The organism is Rhodococcus sp. MEB064 (assembly GCF_000834565.1).
Taxonomy (GTDB): domain Bacteria; phylum Actinomycetota; class Actinomycetes; order Mycobacteriales; family Mycobacteriaceae; genus Rhodococcoides.
Map to the genome: position 1 here is coordinate 50,351 of NZ_JXQS01000028.1, position 23,778 is coordinate 74,128.

Sequence of the window (23,778 nt, forward strand, 5' to 3'; positions counted from 1 at the left end):
CGACTCAGACGGTCGCGGGGCGCAGCGTGCTCATCCACCCGTGCGTATCGGCGAAGGTGCCGCGCTGGATACCGGTCAGGGTGTCGCGCAAGGCCATCGTGACCTCGCCCGGCTCCCCGGTGCCGATGGTGAACACGCCGTCCGCGGACTTCACGCTGCCCACCGGGGTGATGACCGCGGCAGTGCCGCACGCGAACACCTCGGTGATCTCTCCCGACTCGGCCTTCTTCTGCCACTCGTCGGTGGAGATCTTGCGTTCCTCGACGGGGAAACCGGCGTCGGTGGCCAACGCCAGCAGCGAGTCTCGCGTGATGCCGGGAAGCAGCGACCCGGACAGCGACGGTGTCACCAGACGTGCGTCCGCGCCGGAGCCGAAGACGAAGAACAGGTTCATCCCGCCCATCTCCTCGACGTAGCGACGCTCGAGGGCGTCGAGCCACACGACCTGGTCGCAGCCTTGATCCGCCGCTTGAGCCTGTGCCAGCAGGGAGGCCGCGTAGTTGCCGGCGAACTTCGCGGCACCCGTTCCACCCGGCGCCGCGCGGACGTACTCGGTGGACAGCCACACGCTGACCGGCTTGACCCCGCGCGGGAAGTACGCGCCGGCCGGTGAGGCGATGAGCAGGTAGCGGTACGACGACGCGGGACGCACGCCCAGCCCGGCCTCGGTCGCGAACATGAAGGGCCGCAGGTACAGCGCGTCCTCGCCGCCTGCGACGGGCACCCACTCGTGGTCGACCTCGAGAAGCTGCTCGATCGACTCGCGGAACACCTCGACCGGCAACTCGGGCATCGCGATCCGGACGGCGGACGACTGCAGACGCTCCGCGTTCGCGCCGGGGCGGAACGATGCGAGGCTGCCGTCGGGCTGACGGTAGACCTTGAGTCCCTCGAAGATTGCCTGCCCGTAGTGCAGCACCATCGCGGCCGGGTCCAACAGGAACGGCGCGTACGGCGTCACGACGGCGTCGTGCCAGCCGACGGCAGTGTCGTAGTCGATGGACACCATGTGGTCGGTGAAGTGCACACCGAAACCGGGAGCCGCCAGAATCTGCGCGCGCGCCTCATCGGTGACGGGCGCCGGATGCGTGACACGGGTGAACTCCAGACCACTCATGCGCAACATCCTAGGCCAGCCCTCCGACGTCGTTCACCGCACGTTCGGCTCCACGAACGGTGGCCTGACCACCTCGCACGCGAGGGCTCGACCACGCACGTCGACGTCGACCGAATCGCCGACGGCGACACCTGCCGACGTGTCGAGCAACGCCAGGGCGATCCCCACCTTGGTACTCGGAGAGAAGGTCCCCGACGTCGTGACACCGACGGTCTCGCCGGAGCGCAGGACCGACAGTTCCGGTCGCAGCACTCCACGTCCGACAGCGCGAAGCCCGACGAGGGTCCGGGGAGCGCCGGCCTCCTTCTGGGCGAGGAGGGCGTCGCGGCCGCGGAACGCCTCCTTCTTCCAGCCCACCGCCCATCCGCATCGAGCCTCCAGTGGCGTGATGTCCACCGAGAGTTCGTGTCCGTGCAGCGGGTAGCCCATCTCGGTGCGCAGAGTGTCGCGGGCACCCAGACCGGCCGGCTCGCCGCCGACGGCGCGCACGGCGGCGAGCAACGCGTCGAACAACGGGGTGGCGGTGTCCCACTGCGGGAGGAGTTCGTAGCCGTGCTCGCCCGTGTAGCCGGTGCGACACACGCGCACGGATCCGTGCTCGAAGTCGACGTCCTCGAACGCCATGTACTCCAACGAGGACGGCAGACCCACGGCGGCGAGCACCTCGGCCGACCGCGGACCCTGCACGGCGAAGACGCCGTACTCACGGTGAGCGGATCGCACCGTGACGCCGTCGGGCGCTCCCGCGGCGAGAACCTCGACGACGGCAGCGGTATTGGCCGCGTTCGGCACCAGGAACACCTCGTCGTCGGAGACGAGGTAGGCGATCAGGTCGTCGACGACGCCCCCGGATTCGGTGCAGCACAGCGTGTACTGCGCCTGGCCGGGTCCGATGCGGTCGAGGGAATTGGTGAGCACCGAGTCGACGTACGCGGCGGCGCCCGGACCCGTCACGACGGCTTTGCCGAGGTGGCTCACGTCGAACAGCCCCGCGGTGGTGCGGGTGGAGGTGTGCTCGGACACCGTGCCGGCATAGGAGACCGGCATGGTCCACCCGCCGAACGGGGCGAACGTCGCGCCGAGAGCCACGTGCGTGTCGTGGATGGGTCCGTGCAGCAGTTCTTCGCTCATGGTGGGAACGCTAACGCAGAACACACCCGGCCTACGATCGTCGGAGCGCTCGATTCGCACGACAACCACAACGACATCAGGAGCCTTCACACGTGAGCAGTCAGCTGCAGCGCACACTCGGACCGGAACTCGTCCTCGCGGGAACCATCGACAAGTCCGTCGAGGTCGTGATCATCGGGCTGGAGAAGACCGACGGCGGCCCGCGGATCGTCGGCGACGACTTCCTCGGCGACGCCGCCGCGGAGGTCCTGACCGCCGTCACGGCGCTGGGAGCCACCGGCAAGGCCGACCAGATCACCCGGGTGCCCTCCCCCGCGTCACTGTCCGCCACCAGCGTTCTCGCCGTGGGTCTCGGATCCGCCGCCGACCGGACCGACGACACGGTGCGACGAGCTGCCGGTTCCGCGGCACGCGCGCTGACCGGTGTCGGCCACGTGGCGACGACACTGTCCCCCGCCGGACTCGGCGCCGTCGCCGAAGGGCTCTTCCTCGGCGCCTACCAGTTCAGCGAGTTCAAGCAGAAGTCCGCGCCGACCGACGACGCGACGCCGATCTCGCGCGTCGACCTGCTCGTCGGATCGCCCCGGGACAAGGCGCTCAAGGCCGAGCTCGCGCGGTCCACTGCCATCGCGGTGGCGGTCGCTACCGCCCGCGATCTGGTGAACACTCCGCCCAGCCACCTCTACCCCGCCGAGTTCGCCGAGCGCGCCCGCGTCCTGGGGACCGACGCCGGACTGACCGTCCAGGTGCTGGACGAGAGGGCACTCGAGCGCGGCGGTTACGGCGGCATCATCGGCGTCGGCAAGGGGTCGTCGCGTCCTCCCCGCCTGGTCCGGATGACCTACCTCGGCGGCAAGAAGAAGTCTCCGTCCGTCGCCCTGGTCGGCAAGGGAGTCACCTTCGACACCGGCGGCATCTCGATCAAGCCGGCGGCCGGCATGGAGAACATGACCTCCGACATGGCGGGTGCGGCAGCGGTCGTCGCGACGGTCGTCCTCGCCGCGACGTTGGAACTGCCCATCAACGTCACCGCGACGGTGCCGATGGCGGAGAACATGCCGTCCTCGACGGCGCAGCGGCCGGGAGACGTCCTGACCCAGTACGGCGGCACCACGGTCGAGGTCATCAACACCGACGCCGAGGGTCGACTCATCCTTGCCGACGCCATCGTCCGCGCCTGCGAGGACGAGCCGGACTACCTGATCGACACCGCCACGCTCACCGGCGCGCAGATGGTCGCTCTGGGTAATCGGACTCCCGGCGTCATGGGCACCGAGGCGTTCCGTGACCGAGTCGCCACGATCTCTCAGCGGATCGGGGAGAACGGGTGGCCGATGCCGCTTCCCGCCGAACTGCGACCCGACCTCGATTCACGGGTCGCGGACCTGGCCAACGTCACCAACCACCGATGGGGCGGGATGCTCGCTGCCGGGCTGTATCTGAAGGAGTTCGTCGCCGAGGGTGTGCAGTGGGCGCACATCGACGTGGCGGGTCCCGCGTTCAACACGGCCGGTCCACACGGCTACACGACCAAGGGCGGCACCGGTGTCCCGGTCCGGACCATGATCTCCGTACTCGAGGACATCGCCGAGAACGGCTGACAGCCCGACCTACGCGAGCAGGGGTGTCAGAGCCCCTGCTCGCGTTTGCGGATGATCTTCTGGCGGGCGTCGTGATCGCGCATGCGCTGCGGGTAGCCCGTCTTACGCACGTCGTAGACCGGGATCTTCAGGTCCTCGCCGAGTTTGCGTGCGCCCTTGTCCCCACCGACCGCCCGACGTGTCCATTCCCCGTCGTTCGCCACCAGCACCACCGTCACCGGAGTGACCGTCGTCTGCGGCTCGACATACGCCTCGACGCCGATTCGACTCGACGCCCAGTCCGCGAGATGCGAACGGTCGGTCGGTGACGCAGCGCCTCCCGAGCGGCGCGATCTCCTGAACCTGTCGAACAGTCCCACGTTCTCCTCCATCTGTCGTCGAGACCTACGCGATGCACGGTCGGTCCGCGAACACAAAGCACTCAATCCGATCCACCCCGACATCCCGACGGCACGCCGACCCCGGCGGGCGCGAACCTCGCGCCGAAGTGACAGGATGTTCGGAGCATCGCGTGAACCATCTCACGGTGTGCGCCACTCATGAGAGGCACAACTCGCCTCGCAATCGCAGTGACGCGGCCACAATGGTGCACGCATCGCCTCCGGCTAGACCACGCCCGCTAGCGACCACGAGCCGCTACACCCGCACAACAATGTCGAGGAGTCAACAGAGATGACCTTCTCCGTCCAGATGCCAGCTCTCGGTGAAAGCGTCACCGAGGGAACTGTCACACGGTGGCTGAAACAGGAGGGGGACACGGTCGAAGTCGACGAACCCTTGCTCGAAGTCTCCACCGACAAGGTGGATACGGAGATCCCGTCACCGGCTGCGGGTGTCCTGACCAAGATCACCGCCCAGGAAGACGACACCGTCGAGATCGGCGGCGAGCTGGGCATCATCGGCGATGCCGGCGACGACTCCGGTAGCGACGACTCGGGAAGCGACACCGCCGCCGACGACAGCGACGATGCAGGCAGCGACGACGAGGCCGACGCAGGCCCGTCCGACGCAGCCGAGCAGGCATCCGTCGAAGGCGAGAGCGAAGCGGAAGAGCCCGCATCCGGCTCCGACGACTCGTCCGATGAGAGCTCCGGCTCCGCCGAGGGCACGTCCGTCACGATGCCCGAGCTGGGCGAGTCCGTCACCGAGGGCACCGTCACCCGCTGGCTCAAGGCCGTCGGCGACGAGGTCGCCGTGGACGAGCCGCTCCTCGAGGTCTCCACCGACAAGGTCGACACCGAGATCCCGTCTCCCGTCGCCGGCACCCTGCTCGAGATCAGCGCCGAAGAGGACGACACGGTCGAGGTCGGTGGACAGCTCGCCGTCATCGGTTCCGGCGCGCCCGCGAAGAAGGAATCGGCTCCCGCTCCCGAGCCCGAGAAGAAGCCCGAGCCGGAGAAGAAGCCGGAACCCAAGGCAGAAGCGAAGCCTGCGGACGAGCCCGCAAAGCAGGCCGATCCCGAGCCCGCCGGTGAGGTCTACACGCCCGAGCCGAAGTCGGAATCGAAGTCCGAGAATTCCTCGAAGTCCGAGTCCGAGGCGCCTGCCGGTGACTCGAACGCGAGCGGTTCCAGCCCGTACGTCACTCCCCTGGTGCGCAAGCTCGCCACGGAGAACGACGTCGATCTGAACTCCGTCAAGGGCACGGGCGTCGGTGGACGCATCCGCAAGCAGGATGTCCTCGCCGCAGCCGAGGCGAAGAAGGCCCCGGCGAAGCAGGAGTCCGCTCCCGCTGCCGCGCCGGCCGCCGCATCGTCCACCCCGTCCACCGCGGGTGTGCGTCCGGAACTGGCGCACCTGCGCGGATCGACGCAGAAGATCAACCGCATCCGTCAGATCACGGCCAAGAAGACCCGCGAGTCGCTGCAGTCGTCCGCGCAGCTCACGCAGGTGTTCGAGGTCGACATGACCAAGGTCGCGGCTCTGCGCACCCGGGCCAAGGCCACCTTCAAGGAGCGCGAGGGCGTCAACCTGACGTTCCTGCCGTTCTTCGCGAAGGCCGTCGTCGAAGCGCTCAAGGTCCACCCCAACGTGAACGCGAGCATCGACGAGGCGAAGAAGGAGATCACCTACTACGACGCCGAGCACCTGGGCATCGCGGTGGACACGGAGCAGGGCCTTCTCTCCCCCGTCATCCACAACGCCGGTGACCTGTCGCTGGCCGGTATCGCGCGTGCGATCGCCGACATCGCCTCGCGTGCACGGTCGAACGGCCTCAAGCCGGACGAGCTGTCGGGTGGAACATTCACCATCACCAACATCGGCAGCCAGGGCGCGTTGTTCGACACCCCGATCCTGGTTCCGCCGCAGGCAGCCATGCTCGGTACCGGCGCGATCGTCAAGCGCCCCGTCGTCGTCACCGACGCCTCGGGCAGCGAGTCGATCGGTGTGCGCTCCATGGCGTACCTGCCGCTGACGTACGACCACCGCCTGGTCGACGGTGCGGATGCCGGACGCTTCCTCACCACCATCAAGCACCGCTTGGAGGAGGGCGCGTTCGAGGCTGATCTCGGCCTCTGACGGTTCTTCGGTAATCTCGGAAGTCCCCGACGGTTCGCATCGGAACTGTCGTCACGGCGGGGGCACTTCGCGCACGGACAGTGCGTGAGGTGCCCCCGTCGCCGTCGAAGGAGGCTCATAGATCGTGCGCGTCGTCATCGCAGGTTCGTCAGGACTCATCGGCACGTCGCTCGTCGCCGCGCTCCGCAGCGCAGGCCACGACGTCTTCCGCCTCGTGCGGCGCACCCCCGCAGGACCCGACGAGATCGGGTGGGACCCGGCGAACGGGAAACTGGAATCGACCGCCCTCGACGGCGCCGACGCGGTGGTCAATCTGTGCGGCGTCGGTATCGGCGACAAGCGCTGGAGCGGCGCGTACAAGCAGGCCGTCCGGGACAGCCGGATCGCGCCCACCGAGTTGCTGGCCCGCGCCGTCGTCGACGCCGGTGTGCCGGCGCTGATCAATGCCAGCGGCATCAACTTCTACGGCGACACCGGCGACACGGTGGTCGATGAGACCGCACCGGTGGGCGAAGGCTTCCTCGCCGAGGTCTGTCGCGACTGGGAGGACGCCACCTCGTACGCCTCCGATCACGGCGTGCGCGTGGTCCTGTTGCGCAGCGCGGCGGTGCTGTCCCGGCACGGCGGCATGATGGGCAAGCTTCGTCCGCTCTACACCTTCGGCCTCGGCGGACGCCTCGGTAGTGGTCGCCAGTACTTCCCGTGGATCTCGTTGACGGACGAGGTGCGCGCCATCGTCTTCACCATCGAGAACACCGACATCAGCGGACCGGTGAACCTGCAGGGTCCGGCGCCGGTGACCAACGCCCAGTTCAACAGTGCGATGGGCCGTGCGGTTCATCGACCGGCGCCGTGGATGGTGCCGGGCTTCGCCATCTCCGCGATCATCGGCGAGTTCGCGAACGAGGCGATCCTGAGCAATCCGCGAGCTATCCCCGCGGTGCTCGAGAAGAACGGTTTCGAGTTCGAGCACAAGACGATCGGTGAAGCCCTCGCCGATACCGTCGGCTAGTCGGGGCGGCGTAATCTCGGGCTCATGAACACCCGCTCAGCACGGTTGTCGACCGATTCCCTGCAGGTCCGGCGCCTCGGCACCGTCGACTACCTCGAGGCGCTGGAGATGCAGCGAGCCGTGGCAGCTCGACGCGCCGAGGGCGTCGGAGACGACGAGTTGTTGCTGCTCGAACACCCGGCCGTCTTCACGGCCGGTCGGCGCACGTCACCGGAGGACCGACCCACCGACGGCACGCCGGTCATCGACGTCGATCGCGGGGGCAAGATCACCTGGCACGGCCCCGGCCAGCTGGTGGGTTACCCGATCGTCCGTCTCGCGGAGCCCGTCGACGTGGTCCGGTACGTGCGGTTGATCGAGCAGGCCCTCATCGCGGTCTGCACCGACATGGGTCTGACGGTCGGCCGTATCGACGGGCGCTCCGGCGTGTGGCTCGCCGCCGGGGATGTCCGAGGTCGATGGCAGCCCGAACGCAAGGTCGCCGCGATCGGTGTCCGCGTCCAGCGCGGAGTCGCGCTGCACGGGTTCTCCCTGAACTGCAACGCCTCGCTCGCAGGCTTCGGAACCATCGTGCCGTGCGGTATCGCCGACGCCGGCGTGACGACGCTGTCCGACGAACTGGACCGGGACGTGACCGTCGACGAGGTCGTTCCGGCCGTCACGCGCGCCGTCGTCGACGCACTCGACGGGCGGATGCCCCTCACGGTGCACGACGTCGACCGAGTGCCCGCGCCGTCGGCGTCTCGGCCCACGTTCACGACCGTGACGCTCGGCCCCTAGCACCCGCGAGTGGCCGTCGTCTCGGGAGTAGCATCGGTGCGGTGACCGTCGCACCCGAGAACACACCTGCTCACGCTCCGAACGGGCGCAAACTTCTCCGCCTCGAGATCCGAAACGCGGAGACCCCGATCGAACGCAAACCGTCATGGATCAAGACCCGCGCGAAGATGGGCCCCGAGTACACAGAACTCAAGAGCCTGGTCAAACGCGAGGGACTCCACACGGTCTGCGAAGAGGCCGGCTGTCCCAACATCTACGAATGCTGGGAAGACCGCGAAGCCACGTTCCTCATCGGCGGGGAGCAGTGCACGCGCCGCTGCGACTTCTGCCAGATCGACACCGGTAAGCCGGACGATCTGGATCGCGACGAGCCGCGTCGTGTCGCCGAGTCGGTGCAGGCCATGGGCCTGCGCTACTCCACGATCACCGGCGTCGCTCGCGACGACCTGGAGGACGGCGGAGCCTGGCTCTACGCCGAGACGGTCCGTGAGATCAAGCGCCTCAACCCCAACACGGGCGTCGAGCTGCTGATCCCCGACTTCAACGCCGACCCCGACCAGCTCGCCGAGGTCTTCTCCTCGCGTCCCGAGGTGCTCGCGCACAACGTCGAGACGGTCCCGCGCATCTTCAAGCGCATCCGCCCGGCGTTCCGGTACCAGCGGAGCCTCGACGTCATCACCGCGGCGCGCGACGCCGGGCTGGTCACCAAGTCGAACCTCATCCTCGGTATGGGCGAGACGTACGACGAGGTCACGCAGGCGATGCAGGATCTGCACGACGCCGGCTGCGACATCCTCACCATCACCCAGTACCTGCGCCCGTCTCCCCGGCACCATCCGGTGGACCGGTGGGCCAAGCCGGAGGAGTTCGTCGAGCACTCCAAGGCAGCCGAGGCCATGGGCTACGCCGGTGTCCTCGCGGGCCCCCTGGTTCGCTCGTCGTACCGCGCCGGCCGCCTGTACGCGCAGGCGATGGCGCACCACGGCCGCGAGATCTCCGAGAACATGTCGCACCTCGAGCACGGCGGAGAGGCATCGCAGGAAGCCAGCTCGTTGATGGCTCGCCTCGCTCCTCGCTGACCTGATCGCCGCACGGCCCGCCATCACGACCGACCACGGTCCACCAGATGGCGGGCCGTGTCGCGTCTGGGCCTATCCTGGGTGGCATGGCGAACGGCAAGGGAACAGGTAAGGGCGGTGCCGCTTCCAAGGAGGCGAAGGCCGCTGCGAAAGCGGCACGGAAGCAGGCGTCCAAGGAGCGGCGCGCTCAGCTGTGGCAGGCGTTCCAGATGCAGCGCAAGGAGGACAAGCTCCTCCTGCCGCTGATGATCGGCTCCGTCGTGGGAATGACCGTGCTGTTCTTCCTCATCGGCCTGATCTTCGGCATCGAGTGGTTGCTGCTGCCCTTCGGTCTGCTGATCGGCGTTCTGATCGCCTTTGTGATCTTCGGTCGTCGCGTGCAGAAGTCGGTGTACGGCAAGGCCGAGGGCCAGGCCGGCGCGGCCGCCTGGGCGCTGGACAACTTGCAGGGCGGTTGGCGAGTGAAGACCGCCATCGCCGGCACGACGCAGCTCGACGCCGTGCACCGCGTCATCGGCCGCCCCGGCGTCATCCTGGTCGCCGAGGGTGCGCCTCAGCGAGTCAAATCCCTTCTCGCACAGGAGAAGAAGAAGACCGCGCGCCTCGTCGGCGACACTCCGATCTACGACATCGTCGTCGGCAACGACGAGGGCCAGGTGCCGCTGTCCCAGCTGCAGAAGTTCCTCAACAAGCTCCCGAAGAACATCGACAGCAAGCGCATGGAGACCATCGAGTCGCGGTTGGCCGCTCTCGGAACACGCGGCGGACCCGCGCTGCCCAAGGGACCCATCCCCGGTGGAGCGAAGATGAAGGGCATGCAGCGCACCATCAAGCGTCGCTAGCGCGAGCGGAGCAGGGCCGTTCCGGTCGCGCGGTCGTGCATGCCACGACTGTCGATGTCGGTGACCACGGCCGGAACCACCACGGCGATCAGCACCTGACGCACCAGGGCGCGGACGAAGCCGACGCGCCCGGGTGCGTCGATACGCGCGACCTGAAGTCCCATGCACAACTGGCCGGGCGTGAACGAGAACAGGCTCACCGACACCAGGCCGAGCAGGAACCAGACGCCCAGGGTCACCGTCGACAGGTAACCGCCTTCGAGGCCGCCGCCGAGGAACAGGGCGGACACGCCCATCGACATCAACCAGTCGATGGCCAACGCCGCGACCCGGCGCGGGGTCGGCGCCAGCGAACCGGGCCCCGCCTTCGGGAGTCCGAGGTATTCACCCTGGTAGGCCTGCTTGTCGTGGTCACCGTCCGGCAGCGCGGCCGTGGGGCCCGAGAGCCAGGATCCGGTCATCCGTGCCATGAAGGATCTCCATACGCGTGAAAGTCTGTACCCATTCCTCCAGGATAGGTGGCGTCCCGTGACGAGGGGATTCTCCACCGGTCACCAGCTGCGACGACGGGACGCGTAACACCGACGAAACACGAACGCGACGGTGAGGCAACACCGCTTCCCTACCGTCGGCGGGGCGCCGCTGCCGCACTCGACCGTCGTTCCCAGAGAAGTCGCGGACCAGCACACGACAAGAAGGAGTTCAAGCGTGGATTTCACCACGGCCGAAGAGGTCATCAAGTACATCGCGGACGAGAACATCGAGTACGTCGACATCCGCTTCACCGATCTCCCGGGTATCCAGCAGCACTTCTCGATCGCGGCGAAGGCGTTCACCAAGGACACCCTCGAAGACGGTCTGGCATTCGACGGTTCGTCCGTGCGCGGCTTCCAGTCGATCCACGAGTCGGACATGATGCTGCTGCCCGACTACGGCACCGCTCAGGTCGACCCGTTCCGCCACGCCAAGACGCTGAACATGGACTTTTTCGTCCACGATCCGTACACGCGTGAGTCCTACAGCCGCGATCCCCGCAACGTCGCCCGCAAGGCCGAGGAGTACTTGGCCAGCACCGGCATCGCCGACACCGCGTTCTTCGGCCCCGAGGCCGAGTTCTACATCTTCGACTCGGTCCGCTACGACTCGCAGATGAACGGCGCGTTCTACGAGCTCGACTCGAGCTCCGGCGCCTGGAACACCGGCGCCGAGACCGAGGCCGACGGCTCGCCGAACCTCGGCTACAAGGTCCGCCCCAAGGGTGGCTACTTCCCCGTCGCGCCGTACGACCACTACGTCGACATCCGCGACGCCATCTCCACCAACCTGCAGAACGCGGGCTTCGAGCTCGAGCGTGGACACCACGAGGTCGGCACCGGCGGCCAGCAGGAGATCAACTACAAGTTCAACACCATGCTGCGCGCGGCCGACGACCTGCAGCTGTTCAAGTACATCGTCAAGAACACCTGCTGGCAGCACGGCAAGTCCGCCACCTTCATGCCGAAGCCGCTCTTCGGTGACAACGGCTCGGGCATGCACGTGCACCAGTCGCTGTGGAAGGACGGCAAGCCGCTCTTCTACGACGAGAAGGGCTACGCGGGTCTGTCGGACCTCGCACGTCACTACATCGGCGGCATCCTGCACCACGCGCCGTCGCTGCTGGCGTTCACGAACCCGACCATCAACTCGTACCACCGCCTGGTGCCGGGCTACGAGGCGCCCATCAACCTGGTGTACTCGGGCCGTAACCGTTCCGCCGCCGTCCGTATCCCCACCACGGGCAACAACCCGAAGGCCAAGCGCCTCGAGTTCCGCGCACCCGACGCGTCCGGTAACCCGTACCTGTCGTTCGCCGCGCAGATGATGGCCGGCCTGGACGGCATCAAGAACAAGATCGAGCCGCTCGCTCCCGTCGACAAGGACCTCTACGAGCTCCCGCCGGAGGAAGCGAAGAACATCCCGCAGGCACCTACCTCGCTGCCTGCCGTGATCGACCGCCTCGAGGCCGACCACGAGTACCTCACCGCCGGTGGCGTCTTCACCACCGACCTGATCGAGACCTGGATCTCGCTCAAGCGTGAGAACGAGATCGCGCCCGTGAACCTGCGTCCGCACCCGTACGAGTTCCAGCTGTACTACGACTGCTGAGTCTCGCTCCAGCGCATTCGAGCCCGCTCCGGACCATGTCCGGGGCGGGCTCGAGTCGTTCGTGGGCGGGTCGTCGAACACGAACGCAGAACGAAAAGTACGAAACCTGGATTGAACTCCGCACTTTCGGGGTAGACACGAGTGTCCGCTGTGTTCCGGGTGACGATCCACCCGGCCGCCGGACGTCGTGGCACCACCACAGTCGCGTCTTTCCTGTTGCCGAACGAAGGATCTGCACCTGATGGATGCTCTGTGGGACTTCATCGTCGGCCGCCGAAGGCAGCTCGCGATCGATTCCTATCTCCACGTCTCCGCCGTCGTCCAGTGCGTCGTCATCGCGACGATCCTGGGTGTGGCCATCGGAATTCTCGTCTACCGCAGTCCCGCCGGCTCCGCCGTCGCCACCGCTCTCGCGAGCACGGTGCTCACCATCCCGTCCTTCGCACTGTTGGGACTGCTGATTCCCATTCTCGGCCTCGGCGTCAAGCCCACCGTCACCGCGCTGGTGCTCTACTCGCTGCTGCCGATCATCCGGAACACGGTGGTCGGACTCGACGCGGTGAACCCGGCGGTCAGCGACGCCGCACGAGGTATCGGCATGAGCCGAGCCACCGTGTTGCGGCGCATCGAGATTCCCCTCGCGTGGCCGTCGATCCTCACCGGCATGCGCGTCAGCACGCAGATGGCGATGGGCATTCTCGCCATCGCGGCGTACGCCAAAGGCCCTGGCCTCGGCAACCTTCTGTTCTCCGGACTGGCCCGCGTCGGCAGTCCTACCGCAGTTCCCCAGGCCCTCACCGGCACCGTTCTGATCGTCATCCTGGCGTTGATCCTCGACGGGATCTTCGTCCTGATCGGCAAACTGACCACCTCGAGGGGTATCCGTGACTGACACGACTCGCACCACCACCGGAGCAGAGATCGTCCTCGAGGACGTGACCAAGTCCTATCCCAACCAGAAGTCCGCGGCCGTCGACCATGTGTCGCTGACCATTCCGGCCGGCGAGGTCGTCGTGCTGGTCGGCCCGTCGGGCTGCGGCAAGACGACGACGATGCGGATGATCAACCGCCTCATCGAGCCCACGTCGGGACGCATCACGATCGGCGGCAAGGACGCTCTGTCGATCGACCCGAACGAGTTGCGTCGCACCATCGGCTACTCGATCCAGCAGGCCGGTCTCTTCCCGCACATGACGATCGCGCAGAACGTCGGCATGGTTCCCGGCCTCATCGGCTGGAACAAGAAGAAGATCTCCGACCGCACCGACGAGATGCTCGATCTGGTCGGACTCGACCCCGGCCAGTATCGGGACCGATACCCGCGCCAGCTCTCCGGCGGCCAGCAGCAACGTGTCGGTGTCGCTCGCGCTCTGGCGGCCGATCCCCCGGTCCTGTTGATGGACGAGCCTTTCGGCGCCGTCGACCCGATCACCCGCGGTCTGCTGCAGGACGAATTGATGCGTCTGCAGTCCGAGCTGGGCAAGACCATCGTCTTCGTCACCCACGACTTCGACGAGGCGGTCAAGCTCGGTGACCGTATCGCCGTCCTGGGCAACCAGTCCCGCATCCTGCAGTACGACACCCCGGAAGCAGTGTTGGCCAACCCGGCCGACGAGACCGTCGCCGGCTTCGTCGGCGCCGGTGCCGCTCTCAAGCAGTTGACGCTGATGCGTGTCCGTGACATCGAACTGAGCGACGTTCCTGCCTTCGGCGAGGATGAGCCGGTCGAGACGATGAACCGGGCGCTCGGGAACGACCCGGAGGCATGGGGTCTCATTCTCGACGCTCGCAAGCGCCCCATCCGGTGGACCGACCGTCGCCACCTCACCGGCGTCGGCAGCCTTCGCGATGTCGGCGTGCCCATGGGTGAGTTGGTCTCGACTCAGTCGACGCTGCAGGACGCGCTCGAAGCGCTTCTCGCCGAGGGCAATGCGACCGCGACGGTCACCGGCAGCAAGGGTGAATACGTCGGAACCATCACCATCGAGGCGCTGATCGACACGATCAAGACCATCCGGTCACAGCACGCGCACGACCACGACGACGTACCGGCGACGTCGGGCGCGTCATCGTGACGGCGTCGGTCGAGGCGTCCGTCGTCGACGATCCCGCCGATGCCGAGGGCGATGCGAAGTCCGCGGCGAGGGCAGCACGGCGGGCAGAACGGATCCGTCTGTTCGTCCAGCCCGCACTGGTTCTCCTGCTCGTGATCATCGTGCTGGGGTACGCACTCACCCGCGATCTGACCGCCACACAGGCCGCCACGGTCAACGTTTCCACGATCACCCAGCGTGTACTCGAACACGTCCTGATCACGTTCGTCGTGACGGCTCTGGTCGTTCTCATCGCCGTGCCCCTGGGAATCCTGCTCACCCGCAACGGGTATCGGCGTCTGGCGCCGGTGTTCATCGGCATCGCGAACATCGGCCAGGCCGCACCCGCCGTCGGCCTGCTGGTGCTGTTGTTCCTCGCAACCGGCACCACCGGCTTCTGGATCGGCGTCCTGCCCATCGCGTTCTACTCACTGCTCCCCGTGCTGCGGAACACGATGCTCGGGTTCCAGGAGGTGGAGGCGAGCTACATCGATGCCGCTCGCGGACAGGGCATGTCGAGTTGGGGCATCCTGTGGCGCATCGAATTCCCCCTCGCTGTTCCCTACATCCTCGCCGGATTGCGCACCTCGCTCGTCCTGGCTGTGGGCACGGCGACGCTGAGTTTCCTGGTGGGAGCCGGCGGCCTCGGTGTCCTCATCGACACCGGATACAAGCTCAATCAGCCGCTCATCCTGGTCGTCGGCGCCGTGCTCGCCGTCGCGCTGGCACTTCTCGTGGACTGGCTGGGTGCTCTCGCCGAGGCCTTCCTCGGACCGAAAGGACTGCGCTGATGCGCCGTACCCTGATCGCGCTCTGCGCGGTGTCGACACTCGCGCTGACCAGCTGCGGACTGCAGTCGGGAAGCGCCGTGCCGCTTGCCGTGGAACCCGGGAGCATCACCGAACAGCCCGGGCTCGAGGGCGTCGAACTGACCGTCGGGTCCAAGGACTTCACGGAGCAGATCATCCTCGGCTACATCCTCGAGTTCGCGCTCGAAGCCGCCGGGGCCGATGTTCGCGACCTCACCAACATCTCGGGGTCCAACAGCACCCGTCAGGCCATGATCAGCGGCCAGGTCGATGTCGCCTACGAGTACACCGGCACCGGCTGGATCAACTACCTCGGCAACGAGACTCCCATTCCCGACGCGACCGAGCAGTACGAGGCAGTGCGCGATGCGGACAAGGAGAACGGCATCGTCTGGGTCAACCCGGCGCCGATGGACAACACGTACGCACTCGCGATGAACCAGCAGACGGCGGAGGAGACCGGCGTGAAGACGCTGTCCGACTACGCGGCACTGGTGCAGCGTGATCCGGCAGCGGCGGCAGTCTGTGTCGAGACGGAGTTCAACTCACGCCAGGACGGCTTCCCCGGCATGGCGGCCGCCTACGGCTTCGACGCGAACGCCGTGAACCGTCAGATTCTGCAGACGGGCATCATCTACCAGGCCACGGCCGACGGTTCGCAGTGCAAGTTCGGCGAGGTGTTCACCACGGACGGTCGCATCAAGGGTCTCGACCTGGTGGTCGTCGAGGACGACAAGCTGTTCTTCCCTCGGTACAACGCGACGGTCAATCTCCGTCAGGAGATCGCCGACCGCTACCCGGAGATCGCCGAGATCACCGCACCCGTGTCCGCAGCCCTGACGATCGATGCCATCACGGAACTGAACAAGCAGGTCGACGTCGACGGTCGCGAGCCCGCCGAGGTCGCCCGCGACTGGATGGTGCAGCAAGGCTTCGTCACCGCCGGCGCCGACTAGTCGCCTGCACTACCCGTTCTGCACAGAGAACGACCCCGTACGGCACATCCGGCCGTGCGGGGTCGTTCTCTGTGCAGAACCAGGACGAGTCAGGACCCGAACGCCCGCTCGACCACGGCCTTGGCCCGACGGGTCACGCGCAGGTAGTTGTCGAGGAACTCCCCCGCATCTCCGCTGGGCCATCCGGCCACCTGGGCGACCGCGGCGAGCACCTTGCCCGGAGCGGGAAGCTGATCGGTGGGCTTGCCGCGCACCAGAACCAGAGCATTGCGCGCCTTGGTCGCGGTGAGCCATGCCTGCCGCAGCAAGTCCACGTCGCCGGGACTCATGAGCTCGGCGGCACCGATGGCGTCGAGGCATTCCAGCGTCGACGTGTTGTGCAACGCCGGGATGCGATGCGCGTGCCGCAGCTGCAGCAGCTGCACCGTCCATTCGACGTCGGCGAGGCCTCCGCGACCGAGCTTGGTGTGAGTCTTGGGATCGGCGCCCTTGGGGAGTCGTTCGGCGTCGACACGCGCCTTGATGCGTCGGATCTCACGGACGGCTTCCTCGGACACACCGCCCGCGGGATAGCGGATGGCGTCGGCCATGAGGAGGAAGCGGACGCCCAATTCCTGGTCGCCGGCCACCTGGTGCGCACGCAGGAGCGCCTGCACCTCCCACGGCTGCGCCCACTGCGAGTAGTAGGCGTCGTAGGCCGACAGTGTGCGGACGACGGGCCCGTTGCGTCCCTCGGGCCGCAGACCGGTGTCCACCTCGAGCGGCGGGTCCTGGCTGGGTGATCCGAGCAGTTTGCGGACGCGATCGGCGATCGTGTTGGCCCACTTGACCGCGTCGCTGTCCTCGGCGCCCTCGACCGGATCGCAGACGAACAGCACGTCGGCGTCGGAGCCGTATCCCAGCTCTCCACCGCCGAGACGACCCATGCCGATGACGGCGATCGTCGCCGGTGCCGGCCCGCCGCGCTCCACGACGGACGCACGAACGGCCGCGTCCAAGGCTGCGTTGATGACGGCCGCCCACACGGACGACAGCGCACGACAGACCTCGGGCACGTCGAGCAGACCGAGGATGTCCGCCGAGGCGACCCGCGCGAGTTCGTAGCGACGCAGTGACCGAGCCGCCCCGACCGCGCGCACCGGATCTTCGTACCGCGCCGACGATTTGAGGATCGCGCCGTACGTCTCGGCCGGATCGACGTCGAGGAGCTTGGGGCCGTGGGACCCGTCGGCGAACAGACGGATCACCTCGGGAGCGTTCATCAGCACGCCGCGCAGGTACTCCGACGATCCGAGAACCTGCATGAGCCGCTGGGCGACGGGTCCCTCGTCGCGGACCAGGCGCAGGAACCACGACTGCTCGGCGACTTCCTCCGACAGACGTCGGTACGCCAGCAGACCGGCGTCGGGATCCGGTGTGTCGCCCAACCATTCGAGCAGCGTCGGCAACAGCAACGACTGGATCCGGCCCTTGCGCGCACCCATACCGACGAGGGCTCCGAGGTGCCCGAGAGCATTCTGCGGCGCCGAGTAGCCCAGTGCGGAGAGCTGACGCATAGCGGCGTCGGAGCTGAGGCGGAGCGAATCGCTGTCCAGACGCGCGACGGATTCGAGCAGCGGGCGGTAGAACAGCCGCGCGTGCAATCGTCGGATGCGTTGGGCGTTGCGCCGGATCTCCGCGCGTAGAACGCCGGTGGCATCGTTGTTGCCGTCGGACCGCATGTGCGCGGCGCGAGCGAGCCATCGCAGGGCCTCGTCGTCGTCGTCGGGCGGCAACAGGTGGGTCCGCTGCAGTTTCTGCAACTGCAACCGGTGCTCGATCAAACGCAGGAACTCGTACGACGCGGTGAGGTTGGCCGCGTCGTCACGGCCCACATATCCCCCGGCGGCCAGCGCAGACAGAGCGGCCACCGTTCCGCGGACGTGCAGCGACTCGTCGGTGCGACCGTGCACCAATTGCAGGAGCTGAACGGCGAACTCGACGTCGCGCAGGCTGCCGCGGCCCAGTTTGATCTCACGCTCGCGGAGTTCGGCGGGAACCATCTCCTCGACGCGGCGACGCATCGCCTGCACCTCGGGAACGAAGCTCTCGCGCTCGCTGGCGACCCACACCATCGGGGTGACGGCGTCGACGTAGGACGCGCCGAGATCGGCGTCGCCCGTCATCGCACGGGCCTTGAGCAGCGCCTGGAACTCCCACGTCTTGGCCCACCGCTGGTAGTACGCCAGGTGCGAGTCGAGGGTGCGGACCAGTTCGCCCTGCTTGCCCTCGGGACGCAGGGCGGCATCGACCTCGAAGAACGCGGAGGACCCGATGCGCATCATCTCCCCCGCCATGCGGGTGGCGAGCGAGTTGGCGGGTTCGGCGACGAAGACCACGTCGACGTCGCTGACGTAGTTCAGTTCCTGCGCACCGCATTTGCCCATCGCGATGACCGCGAGGCGCACCGAGCACGGCGCGTCGGGGAACGTGACGGTGACGGCCACGGACAGTGCCGCGGTGAGTGCGGCGTCGGCCAGGTCGGAGAGGTGCCGGCCGACCACCTCGTAGGGCACCACCGGTTCGTTCTCCACGGTGGCGGCCAGATCGGCGGCGGCGAGGAGCATCAGCTGATCGCGGTACGCGGTGCGCAGCGCGATGATGGCCTTGGGTCCGGTGAGCTCCGCGCGGTACAGATCCGGTGCGGCACACTCCCCCGTCTCCGGCGTCGCGCCCACGCTGTCGAGCAACGCGGTACGGAGGTCGTCGAACGTGGGAAGCGAGTCGGTGTAGGTGGTGAGGATCTGCCACTTGTCCGGCTCCGACACCAGGTGGTCGCCGAGCGCGCTGGAGGACCCCGCGAGAGCGAAGAGTCGACCCCGCAGACTGCGGTCGGTGCGCAGACGCGCGTCGAGGCTGGACCACGTCTCACCCTGCTCGTCGGCCAGGCGAGCGAGGGTCTTCAAGGCGAGGTCGGCGTCGGGCGCACGCGAGAGGGACCAGAGGAGTTCCGTGCTGTCCTCGTCGGTCCATCCAAGACGGGACAGGTTGGCCGGGGCCGATTTCTCTACCAGACCGAGTCGGCCGGGACTCGGAACCGTGGGCCGAGCGCTGGGCGGGATCACGCGGTGCTTTCCGACATAGTCATGACGTGTCGACGTTACAGGGCGAAGACATTGCGACCACAGTCCGTGTAAGCCCGGCCCGTGCACGCACGGGCCGGTGCGACTACAGACCCAGGTACGCCTTGAGTTCGAACGGAGTCACATGGGAGCGGTACGACTCCCACTCACGACGCTTGTTGCGCAGGAAGTAGTCGAAGACGTGCTCGCCCAGAGCTTCGGCCACCAGCTCCGACCCCTCCATCGCGGCGAGGGCCTCGTTGAGACTGGTGGGAAGCTCCTTGTAGCCCATCGCGCGACGCTCGGCAGGCGTCAGCGACCACACGTCCTCCTCCGCCTCGGGCGGCAATGTGTAGCCCTTCTCGATGCCGCGCAGGCCGGCGGCGAGCAGGACCGCGAACGTGAGATACGGGTTGCAGGCGGAGTCGGGAGAGCGGATCTCCACACGGCGTGACGACGCCTTGTTGGGCGTGTACATCGGCACACGGATCAGTGCGGAACGGTTGGACGGTCCCCACGAGGCCGCCGTGGGTGCTTCGCCGCCGTGGATGAGTCGCTTGTACGAGTTGACCCACTGGTTGGTGACGGCGCTGATCTCGTTGGCGTGCTCGAGGATGCCGGCGATGAAGGCTTTACCGGTGTCGGAGAGCTGCATCGGGTCGTCGGGGTTGTGGAAGGCGTTGGTCTCGCCCTCGAACAGCGACATGTGCGTGTGCATGGCCGAGCCGGCCTGGTCGCTGAACGGCTTCGGCATGAACGTCGCGCGGACGCCCTCGTCGATCGCGACCTCCTTCACGACGTAGCGGAAGGTCATGACGTTGTCGGCCATGGACAGGGCGTCGGCGTACCGCAGGTCGATCTCCTGCTGGCCGGGCGCCGCCTCGTGGTGGCTGAACTCGACGGAGATGCCCATCGACTCGAGTGCGTCGATGGCGTGGCGTCGGAAGTTGGGGGCGGCGTCGTGCACGGCCTGGTCGAAGTAGCCACCGTTGTCGGCGGGCGTCGGCGGGCGTCCGTCCTCCGGAAGCTCACTGCACAGGAAGAATTCGATCTCGGGGTGGACGTAGCAGCTGAAGCCCAGATCACCGGCCTTGGAGAGCTGACGACGCAGCACGTGGCGCGAGTCGGCCCAGGACGGCGACCCGTCGGGCATCGCGATGTCGCAGAACATGCGCGCCGAGTGCTGCTCACCCTTGCTGGTGGTCCACGGCAGGATCTGGAACGTGGTCGGATCCGGCTTCGCCACGGTGTCGGCCTCGGAGACGCGCGAGAACCCTTCGATCGCCGATCCGTCGAAGCCGATACCTTCTTCGAACGCACCCTCGAGTTCCGCCGGCGCGATGGCCACGGACTTGAGGTAGCCGAGGACGTCCGTGAACCACAGACGGACGAATCGGATGTCGCGCTCCTCGAGAGTGCGAAGCACGAATTCCTTTTGGCGATCCATGACCGTCAGGCTAGGCACGTTGCATTAAATCCGTGTTACATCGTGAAATCGGTCGCACTCCTTCGACCTCACAGTCACCGGGCGTCGACTGTGAGGTCCGCCGTCAACACCGAAGACCTGCAGGTGGAGGTGTCAGGTCGACGAGGTACCGACTGACGGCATCGTCCACGCAGGGCACTCCGGCGAAGGACGCCGTGTGCTGATTTCCCTCGTAGGTGATCAGCGAGGACTTCAGTTGTGCCGCCAGTGCGACACCGGCCTCGTACGGGGTGGCGGGATCGTCCGTCGTCGAGACGACGACCGTCGGGACCAGTCCCGGTACCGACACCGGGCCCGGATCCGCCTGCGACGGAACGGGCCAGAATGCGCAGGGCTCGAGTGCGGCCGTGCCGTTGCCTCGGCCGTCGTCGAGGAACGGCGCGGCAGCCCGGAAGCGTGCGTCCAGCGAGCCCTCCTCCGCACGGTCGGTCACACGGGGGTCGTCGACGCATCGCACCGCCGTGAACGCGTCGTTGGTGTTGCTGTACGTGCCGTCACTGAGTCGGCCGTTGTAGAGGTCCGCGAGCGAGAGCAGGATGTCGCCGCGCCCGGCGGCGAGTTGTGTGAGCCCGCGGCGCAGGGGACCCCACAGCTCGGTGCTGTAGAGCGCCTGCTGCACGCCGGTGATCGCATCCTCGTAGCCCAGCTGTCTCTCGCCGTCGCTCCCGGTGAGTTCGGTGCCCACCGGAGACGTCACGACGGGATCGACGAGGGCACGGAACGCCCGCACCGCACCGGCCGGATCGGTACCCAGCGGACAGTCCGACCGCCGCGCGCAGTCGGCGGCGAACGCGTCGAACACCGACTGGAAACCGGCGCCCTGGGCCACCACCTCGTCGGCGGCGTTCGCCGCCGGATCGAGAGCGCCGTCGAGCACCATCGCTCTGACATTCTGCGGGAACAACTCGGCGTAGGTGTACCCGAGTCGGGTGCCGTACGAGAACCCGAGATACGTCAACTGCGCGTCGCCGAGGGCGGCGCGGATGACGTCCATGTCCCGAGCCACGTCGGCGGACGTCATGTGCGCCAACAACTCCGGGTCGTTACGGTCGGCGCACCGGGTCGCGTAGTCCTGGTTCTCGCGTTCGGTCTCGGCGATACCGGCGGGCGAGGTGTCCACATCGAGGTCCGCGCGCTCGGCGTCGAACTCCGCAGGCGTGTCGCACCGCACGGCCGGGGTGGACGCCCCGATACCGCGGGGGTCGAACCCGACGACGTCGAAGGACGACGCCACGTCGGTGCCCTGCGCCACGCCGGCCGTCGACAAGCCCGACGCCCCGGGGCCGCCCGGGTTCACCAGCAAGGAGCCGATCCGCTCCCCCGTCGCCGCCGACCGGGACAGCGCCAACGACGCGGTGGGACCCGCGGGGTCGTCGTAGTCGAGGGGCACCGTGACGCGGCCGCACTCGAGAGAGGAATCGAGCTCGGAGCCGTCGGTGGAGAACCCGTCGCAGGAACCCCACTCGATCCGCTGCGCCCGGAATTCATCGAGGGTTCGCGGCTGCCCGTCGCGGTCCTGAGTCGTCGGCGCCGACGACCCGCTCGGCGCCGTGGGGACGCCGTCCACATCGGCGCCGCAGGCAGCCGACACCAGGGCGAGGATCGACAGGGTCAGAACGAGGCGACGGGTCACCACTCGATGGTGGCACGACCACCGGACACGGCCTCCCGTGAACTGTGACCAAGACCACGCACACCGTTCGCCCCGGTCGGTGGCAGACTCGTATACGTCATCACCTCAACCCGGGGACCCGCACGGCGGGCCTCGAGGACGAAAGGGACACCAATGTCTGCTGCGGAAACCACTCTCTACGGTGCTGCGCCCACCGGTCGTAAGACCCGTACCCACCACCTCCAGGCCATGAAGGCCTCGGGTGATCGCTGGGCGATGCTCACGGCGTACGACTACTCGAGCGCGCGCATCTTCGAGGAGGCCGGAATTCCGGTCCTGCTGGTCGGCGACTCCGCGGCCAACGTCGTGTACGGCTACGACACCACGGTCCATGTCGGCATCGACGAGCTCATTCCCCTCGTACGCGGTGTGGTCCGCGGCGCGCCGAACGCGCTGGTCGTCGCCGACCTCCCCTTCGGCACCTACGAGGTCTCGCCCCAGCAGGCCGTCGAGACCGCGATCCGCTTCATGCGCGAGGGCCAGGCCAACGCGGTCAAGCTCGAAGGTGGCGAGCGCGTCGCCCCGCAGATCGCCGCGATCACCGCCGCCGGCATCCCGGTCATGGCACACATCGGCTTCACCCCGCAGAGCGTCAACGGCCTCGGCGGCTTCCGCGTGCAGGGCCGCGGCGACGCGTCCGAGCAGCTCGTCGCCGACGCCATCGCAGTCCAGGAAGCCGGCGCCTTCGCCGTCGTCATGGAGATGGTGCCCGCCGACCTCGCCGGTCAGGTCACCCGCAAGCTGTCCATCCCCACCGTCGGAATCGGCGCCGGGCCGGAGTGCGACGCCCAGGTGCTCGTCTGGCAGGACATGGCGGGAATGACCAGCGGCCGCACCGCGAAGTTCGTCAAGCGGTTCGGCGACATCGGCGATCAGCTCCGGTCGGCAGCGTCCGCCTACGCGGCCGAGGTGCGGTCCGGCACCTTCCCCGCGCAGGAACACAGCTTCTGACGCCGGTCCGGGCAGCTGGCACACTCTTGGCCATGGCAACGATGCGAACTCCACTCACCGCTGCGTGTGCCCTGGCAGCAGCCGGCCTGACCCTGGCGGCCTGCAGCGGCGGCACCACCACGACCACGACGACGACCCCCTCTGCGGAGACGACGGCATCGTCGGCAGCCCCCTCGGCGCCGACGGTGTCCGACGATCAGGCGCAGTCACTGTGCACCGATCTCGAGGCGCAGCTGTCCAACTGGCGTGTCCAGGGCCCGACCGTCGGCCGCGGTGGACTGAACATCCTGGTCCAGACGTGGGCGGCGCGCTACGGGTTGAACGCTGCCGTCGTCCAGAATCGCGCGATCGTCGACACAGCGACCACGGACTCCTGCTCCGATGTGCGCACACAGGTCATCGACATCCTCGATATCCCGGACATGGCGTCCGGACTCGTCGGGCTGTAGACCGTGCACCTCCCGGCACCGGACACCCTGCGCA

General features: G+C 67.6%; 20 protein-coding genes. 13 read left to right on the forward strand and 7 right to left on the reverse strand.

Annotation, left to right across the window (positions count from 1 at the left end; all coding sequences use genetic code 11):
• Positions 1–4 precede the first annotated feature (4 nt).
• Together RU01_RS14180 and gcvT are read right to left on the reverse strand one after the other, a co-directional pair.
• Positions 5–1,117 carry a branched-chain amino acid aminotransferase gene (locus RU01_RS14180; protein WP_042575255.1) on the reverse strand — a complete coding sequence of 371 codons (1,113 nt, stop codon included), beginning with the start codon at positions 1,115–1,117 and terminating at the stop codon, positions 5–7.
• Between the two features lie 33 nt (positions 1,118–1,150).
• The gene (gene gcvT / locus RU01_RS14185; protein ID WP_042575213.1) at positions 1,151–2,248 is read right to left on the reverse strand and encodes a glycine cleavage system aminomethyltransferase GcvT; all 1,098 of its coding nucleotides are present in this window, start codon (positions 2,246–2,248) and stop codon (positions 1,151–1,153) included.
• A gap of 92 nt (positions 2,249–2,340) precedes the next feature.
• Here gcvT and RU01_RS14190 point away from each other — a divergent pair, with 92 nt between their 5' ends.
• A complete protein-coding gene (locus RU01_RS14190) occupies positions 2,341–3,849 on the forward strand; it encodes a leucyl aminopeptidase (protein ID WP_042575214.1) in 1,509 nt (502 codons plus the stop codon).
• Positions 3,850–3,875: 26 nt separating this feature from the next.
• On the opposite strand, the gene RU01_RS14195 is transcribed toward RU01_RS14190, so the two are convergent.
• The gene (locus RU01_RS14195; RefSeq protein ID WP_042575256.1) at positions 3,876–4,208 is read right to left on the reverse strand and encodes a hypothetical protein; all 333 of its coding nucleotides are present in this window, start codon (positions 4,206–4,208) and stop codon (positions 3,876–3,878) included.
• 313 nt (positions 4,209–4,521) lie between these two features.
• On the opposite strand from RU01_RS14195, the gene sucB reads away from it, so the two are divergent.
• From sucB to RU01_RS14220, 5 genes are all read left to right on the forward strand, one after another.
• Complete coding sequence (sucB, locus tag RU01_RS14200; protein WP_042575215.1) at positions 4,522–6,369, forward strand: 2-oxoglutarate dehydrogenase, E2 component, dihydrolipoamide succinyltransferase; 1,848 nt, start codon at positions 4,522–4,524, stop codon at positions 6,367–6,369.
• A gap of 124 nt (positions 6,370–6,493) precedes the next feature.
• Entirely contained in the window at positions 6,494–7,381 is an 888-nt protein-coding gene (locus RU01_RS14205; protein ID WP_042575216.1) for a TIGR01777 family oxidoreductase, read from the forward strand.
• Positions 7,382–7,405: 24 nt separating this feature from the next.
• Positions 7,406–8,161, forward strand: coding sequence for a lipoyl(octanoyl) transferase LipB (gene lipB, locus RU01_RS14210; protein ID WP_042575217.1), 756 nt, complete (start codon positions 7,406–7,408; stop codon positions 8,159–8,161).
• Positions 8,162–8,193: 32 nt separating this feature from the next.
• On the forward strand, positions 8,194–9,240 hold the full coding sequence (gene lipA / locus RU01_RS14215) for a lipoyl synthase (RefSeq protein WP_197074782.1): 1,047 nt from the start codon (positions 8,194–8,196) through the stop codon (positions 9,238–9,240).
• Between the two features lie 86 nt (positions 9,241–9,326).
• Positions 9,327–10,082 (forward strand): DUF4191 domain-containing protein, encoded by a 756-nt coding sequence (locus RU01_RS14220; RefSeq protein WP_042575257.1) that lies wholly within the window; start codon positions 9,327–9,329, stop codon positions 10,080–10,082.
• Here RU01_RS14220 and RU01_RS14225 read toward each other — a convergent pair.
• Positions 10,079–10,552: an RDD family protein gene (locus tag RU01_RS14225; RefSeq protein ID WP_042575219.1), complete on the reverse strand. Its 474-nt coding sequence runs from the start codon at positions 10,550–10,552 to the stop codon at positions 10,079–10,081. The two genes, RU01_RS14220 and RU01_RS14225, sit on opposite strands and share 4 nt — an antisense overlap.
• Positions 10,553–10,790: 238 nt before the next feature.
• Here RU01_RS14225 and glnA point away from each other — a divergent pair, with 238 nt between their 5' ends.
• From glnA to RU01_RS14250, 5 genes are all read left to right on the forward strand, one after another.
• Positions 10,791–12,227 carry a type I glutamate--ammonia ligase gene (gene glnA, locus RU01_RS14230; protein WP_042575220.1) on the forward strand — a complete coding sequence of 479 codons (1,437 nt, stop codon included), beginning with the start codon at positions 10,791–10,793 and terminating at the stop codon, positions 12,225–12,227.
• Positions 12,228–12,468: 241 nt separating this feature from the next.
• On the forward strand, positions 12,469–13,119 hold the full coding sequence (locus RU01_RS14235) for an ABC transporter permease (protein WP_042575221.1): 651 nt from the start codon (positions 12,469–12,471) through the stop codon (positions 13,117–13,119).
• Positions 13,112–14,302: an ABC transporter ATP-binding protein gene (locus tag RU01_RS14240; protein ID WP_042575222.1), complete on the forward strand. Its 1,191-nt coding sequence runs from the start codon at positions 13,112–13,114 to the stop codon at positions 14,300–14,302. Before RU01_RS14235 ends, RU01_RS14240 begins: the two co-directional genes overlap by 8 nt.
• The gene (locus RU01_RS14245; RefSeq protein ID WP_082043123.1) at positions 14,299–15,111 is read left to right on the forward strand and encodes an ABC transporter permease; all 813 of its coding nucleotides are present in this window, start codon (positions 14,299–14,301) and stop codon (positions 15,109–15,111) included. Before RU01_RS14240 ends, RU01_RS14245 begins: the two co-directional genes overlap by 4 nt.
• Positions 15,111–16,085 carry a glycine betaine ABC transporter substrate-binding protein gene (locus RU01_RS14250; protein WP_042575223.1) on the forward strand — a complete coding sequence of 325 codons (975 nt, stop codon included), beginning with the start codon at positions 15,111–15,113 and terminating at the stop codon, positions 16,083–16,085. Before RU01_RS14245 ends, RU01_RS14250 begins: the two co-directional genes overlap by 1 nt.
• Before the next feature lie 89 nt (positions 16,086–16,174).
• Here RU01_RS14250 and RU01_RS14255 read toward each other — a convergent pair whose 3' ends face one another.
• The 3 genes from RU01_RS14255 to RU01_RS14265 form a co-directional block, all read right to left on the reverse strand.
• On the reverse strand, positions 16,175–19,189 hold the full coding sequence (locus RU01_RS14255) for a bifunctional [glutamine synthetase] adenylyltransferase/[glutamine synthetase]-adenylyl-L-tyrosine phosphorylase (RefSeq protein WP_042575224.1): 3,015 nt from the start codon (positions 19,187–19,189) through the stop codon (positions 16,175–16,177).
• 103 nt (positions 19,190–19,292) lie between these two features.
• The gene (locus RU01_RS14260; RefSeq protein WP_042575225.1) at positions 19,293–20,633 is read right to left on the reverse strand and encodes a glutamine synthetase family protein; all 1,341 of its coding nucleotides are present in this window, start codon (positions 20,631–20,633) and stop codon (positions 19,293–19,295) included.
• A 103-nt stretch (positions 20,634–20,736) separates the two neighbouring features.
• Positions 20,737–22,305, reverse strand: a complete 1,569-nt coding sequence (locus RU01_RS14265) for an alpha/beta hydrolase (protein ID WP_231568721.1) — start codon at positions 22,303–22,305, stop codon at positions 20,737–20,739.
• A 153-nt stretch (positions 22,306–22,458) separates the two neighbouring features.
• Here RU01_RS14265 and panB point away from each other — a divergent pair, with 153 nt between their 5' ends.
• Entirely contained in the window at positions 22,459–23,295 is an 837-nt protein-coding gene (gene panB / locus RU01_RS14270; protein ID WP_042575227.1) for a 3-methyl-2-oxobutanoate hydroxymethyltransferase, read from the forward strand.
• A gap of 32 nt (positions 23,296–23,327) precedes the next feature.
• A complete protein-coding gene (locus RU01_RS14275) occupies positions 23,328–23,744 on the forward strand; it encodes a hypothetical protein (RefSeq protein ID WP_042575228.1) in 417 nt (138 codons plus the stop codon).
• Positions 23,745–23,778: the final 34 nt, after the last annotated feature.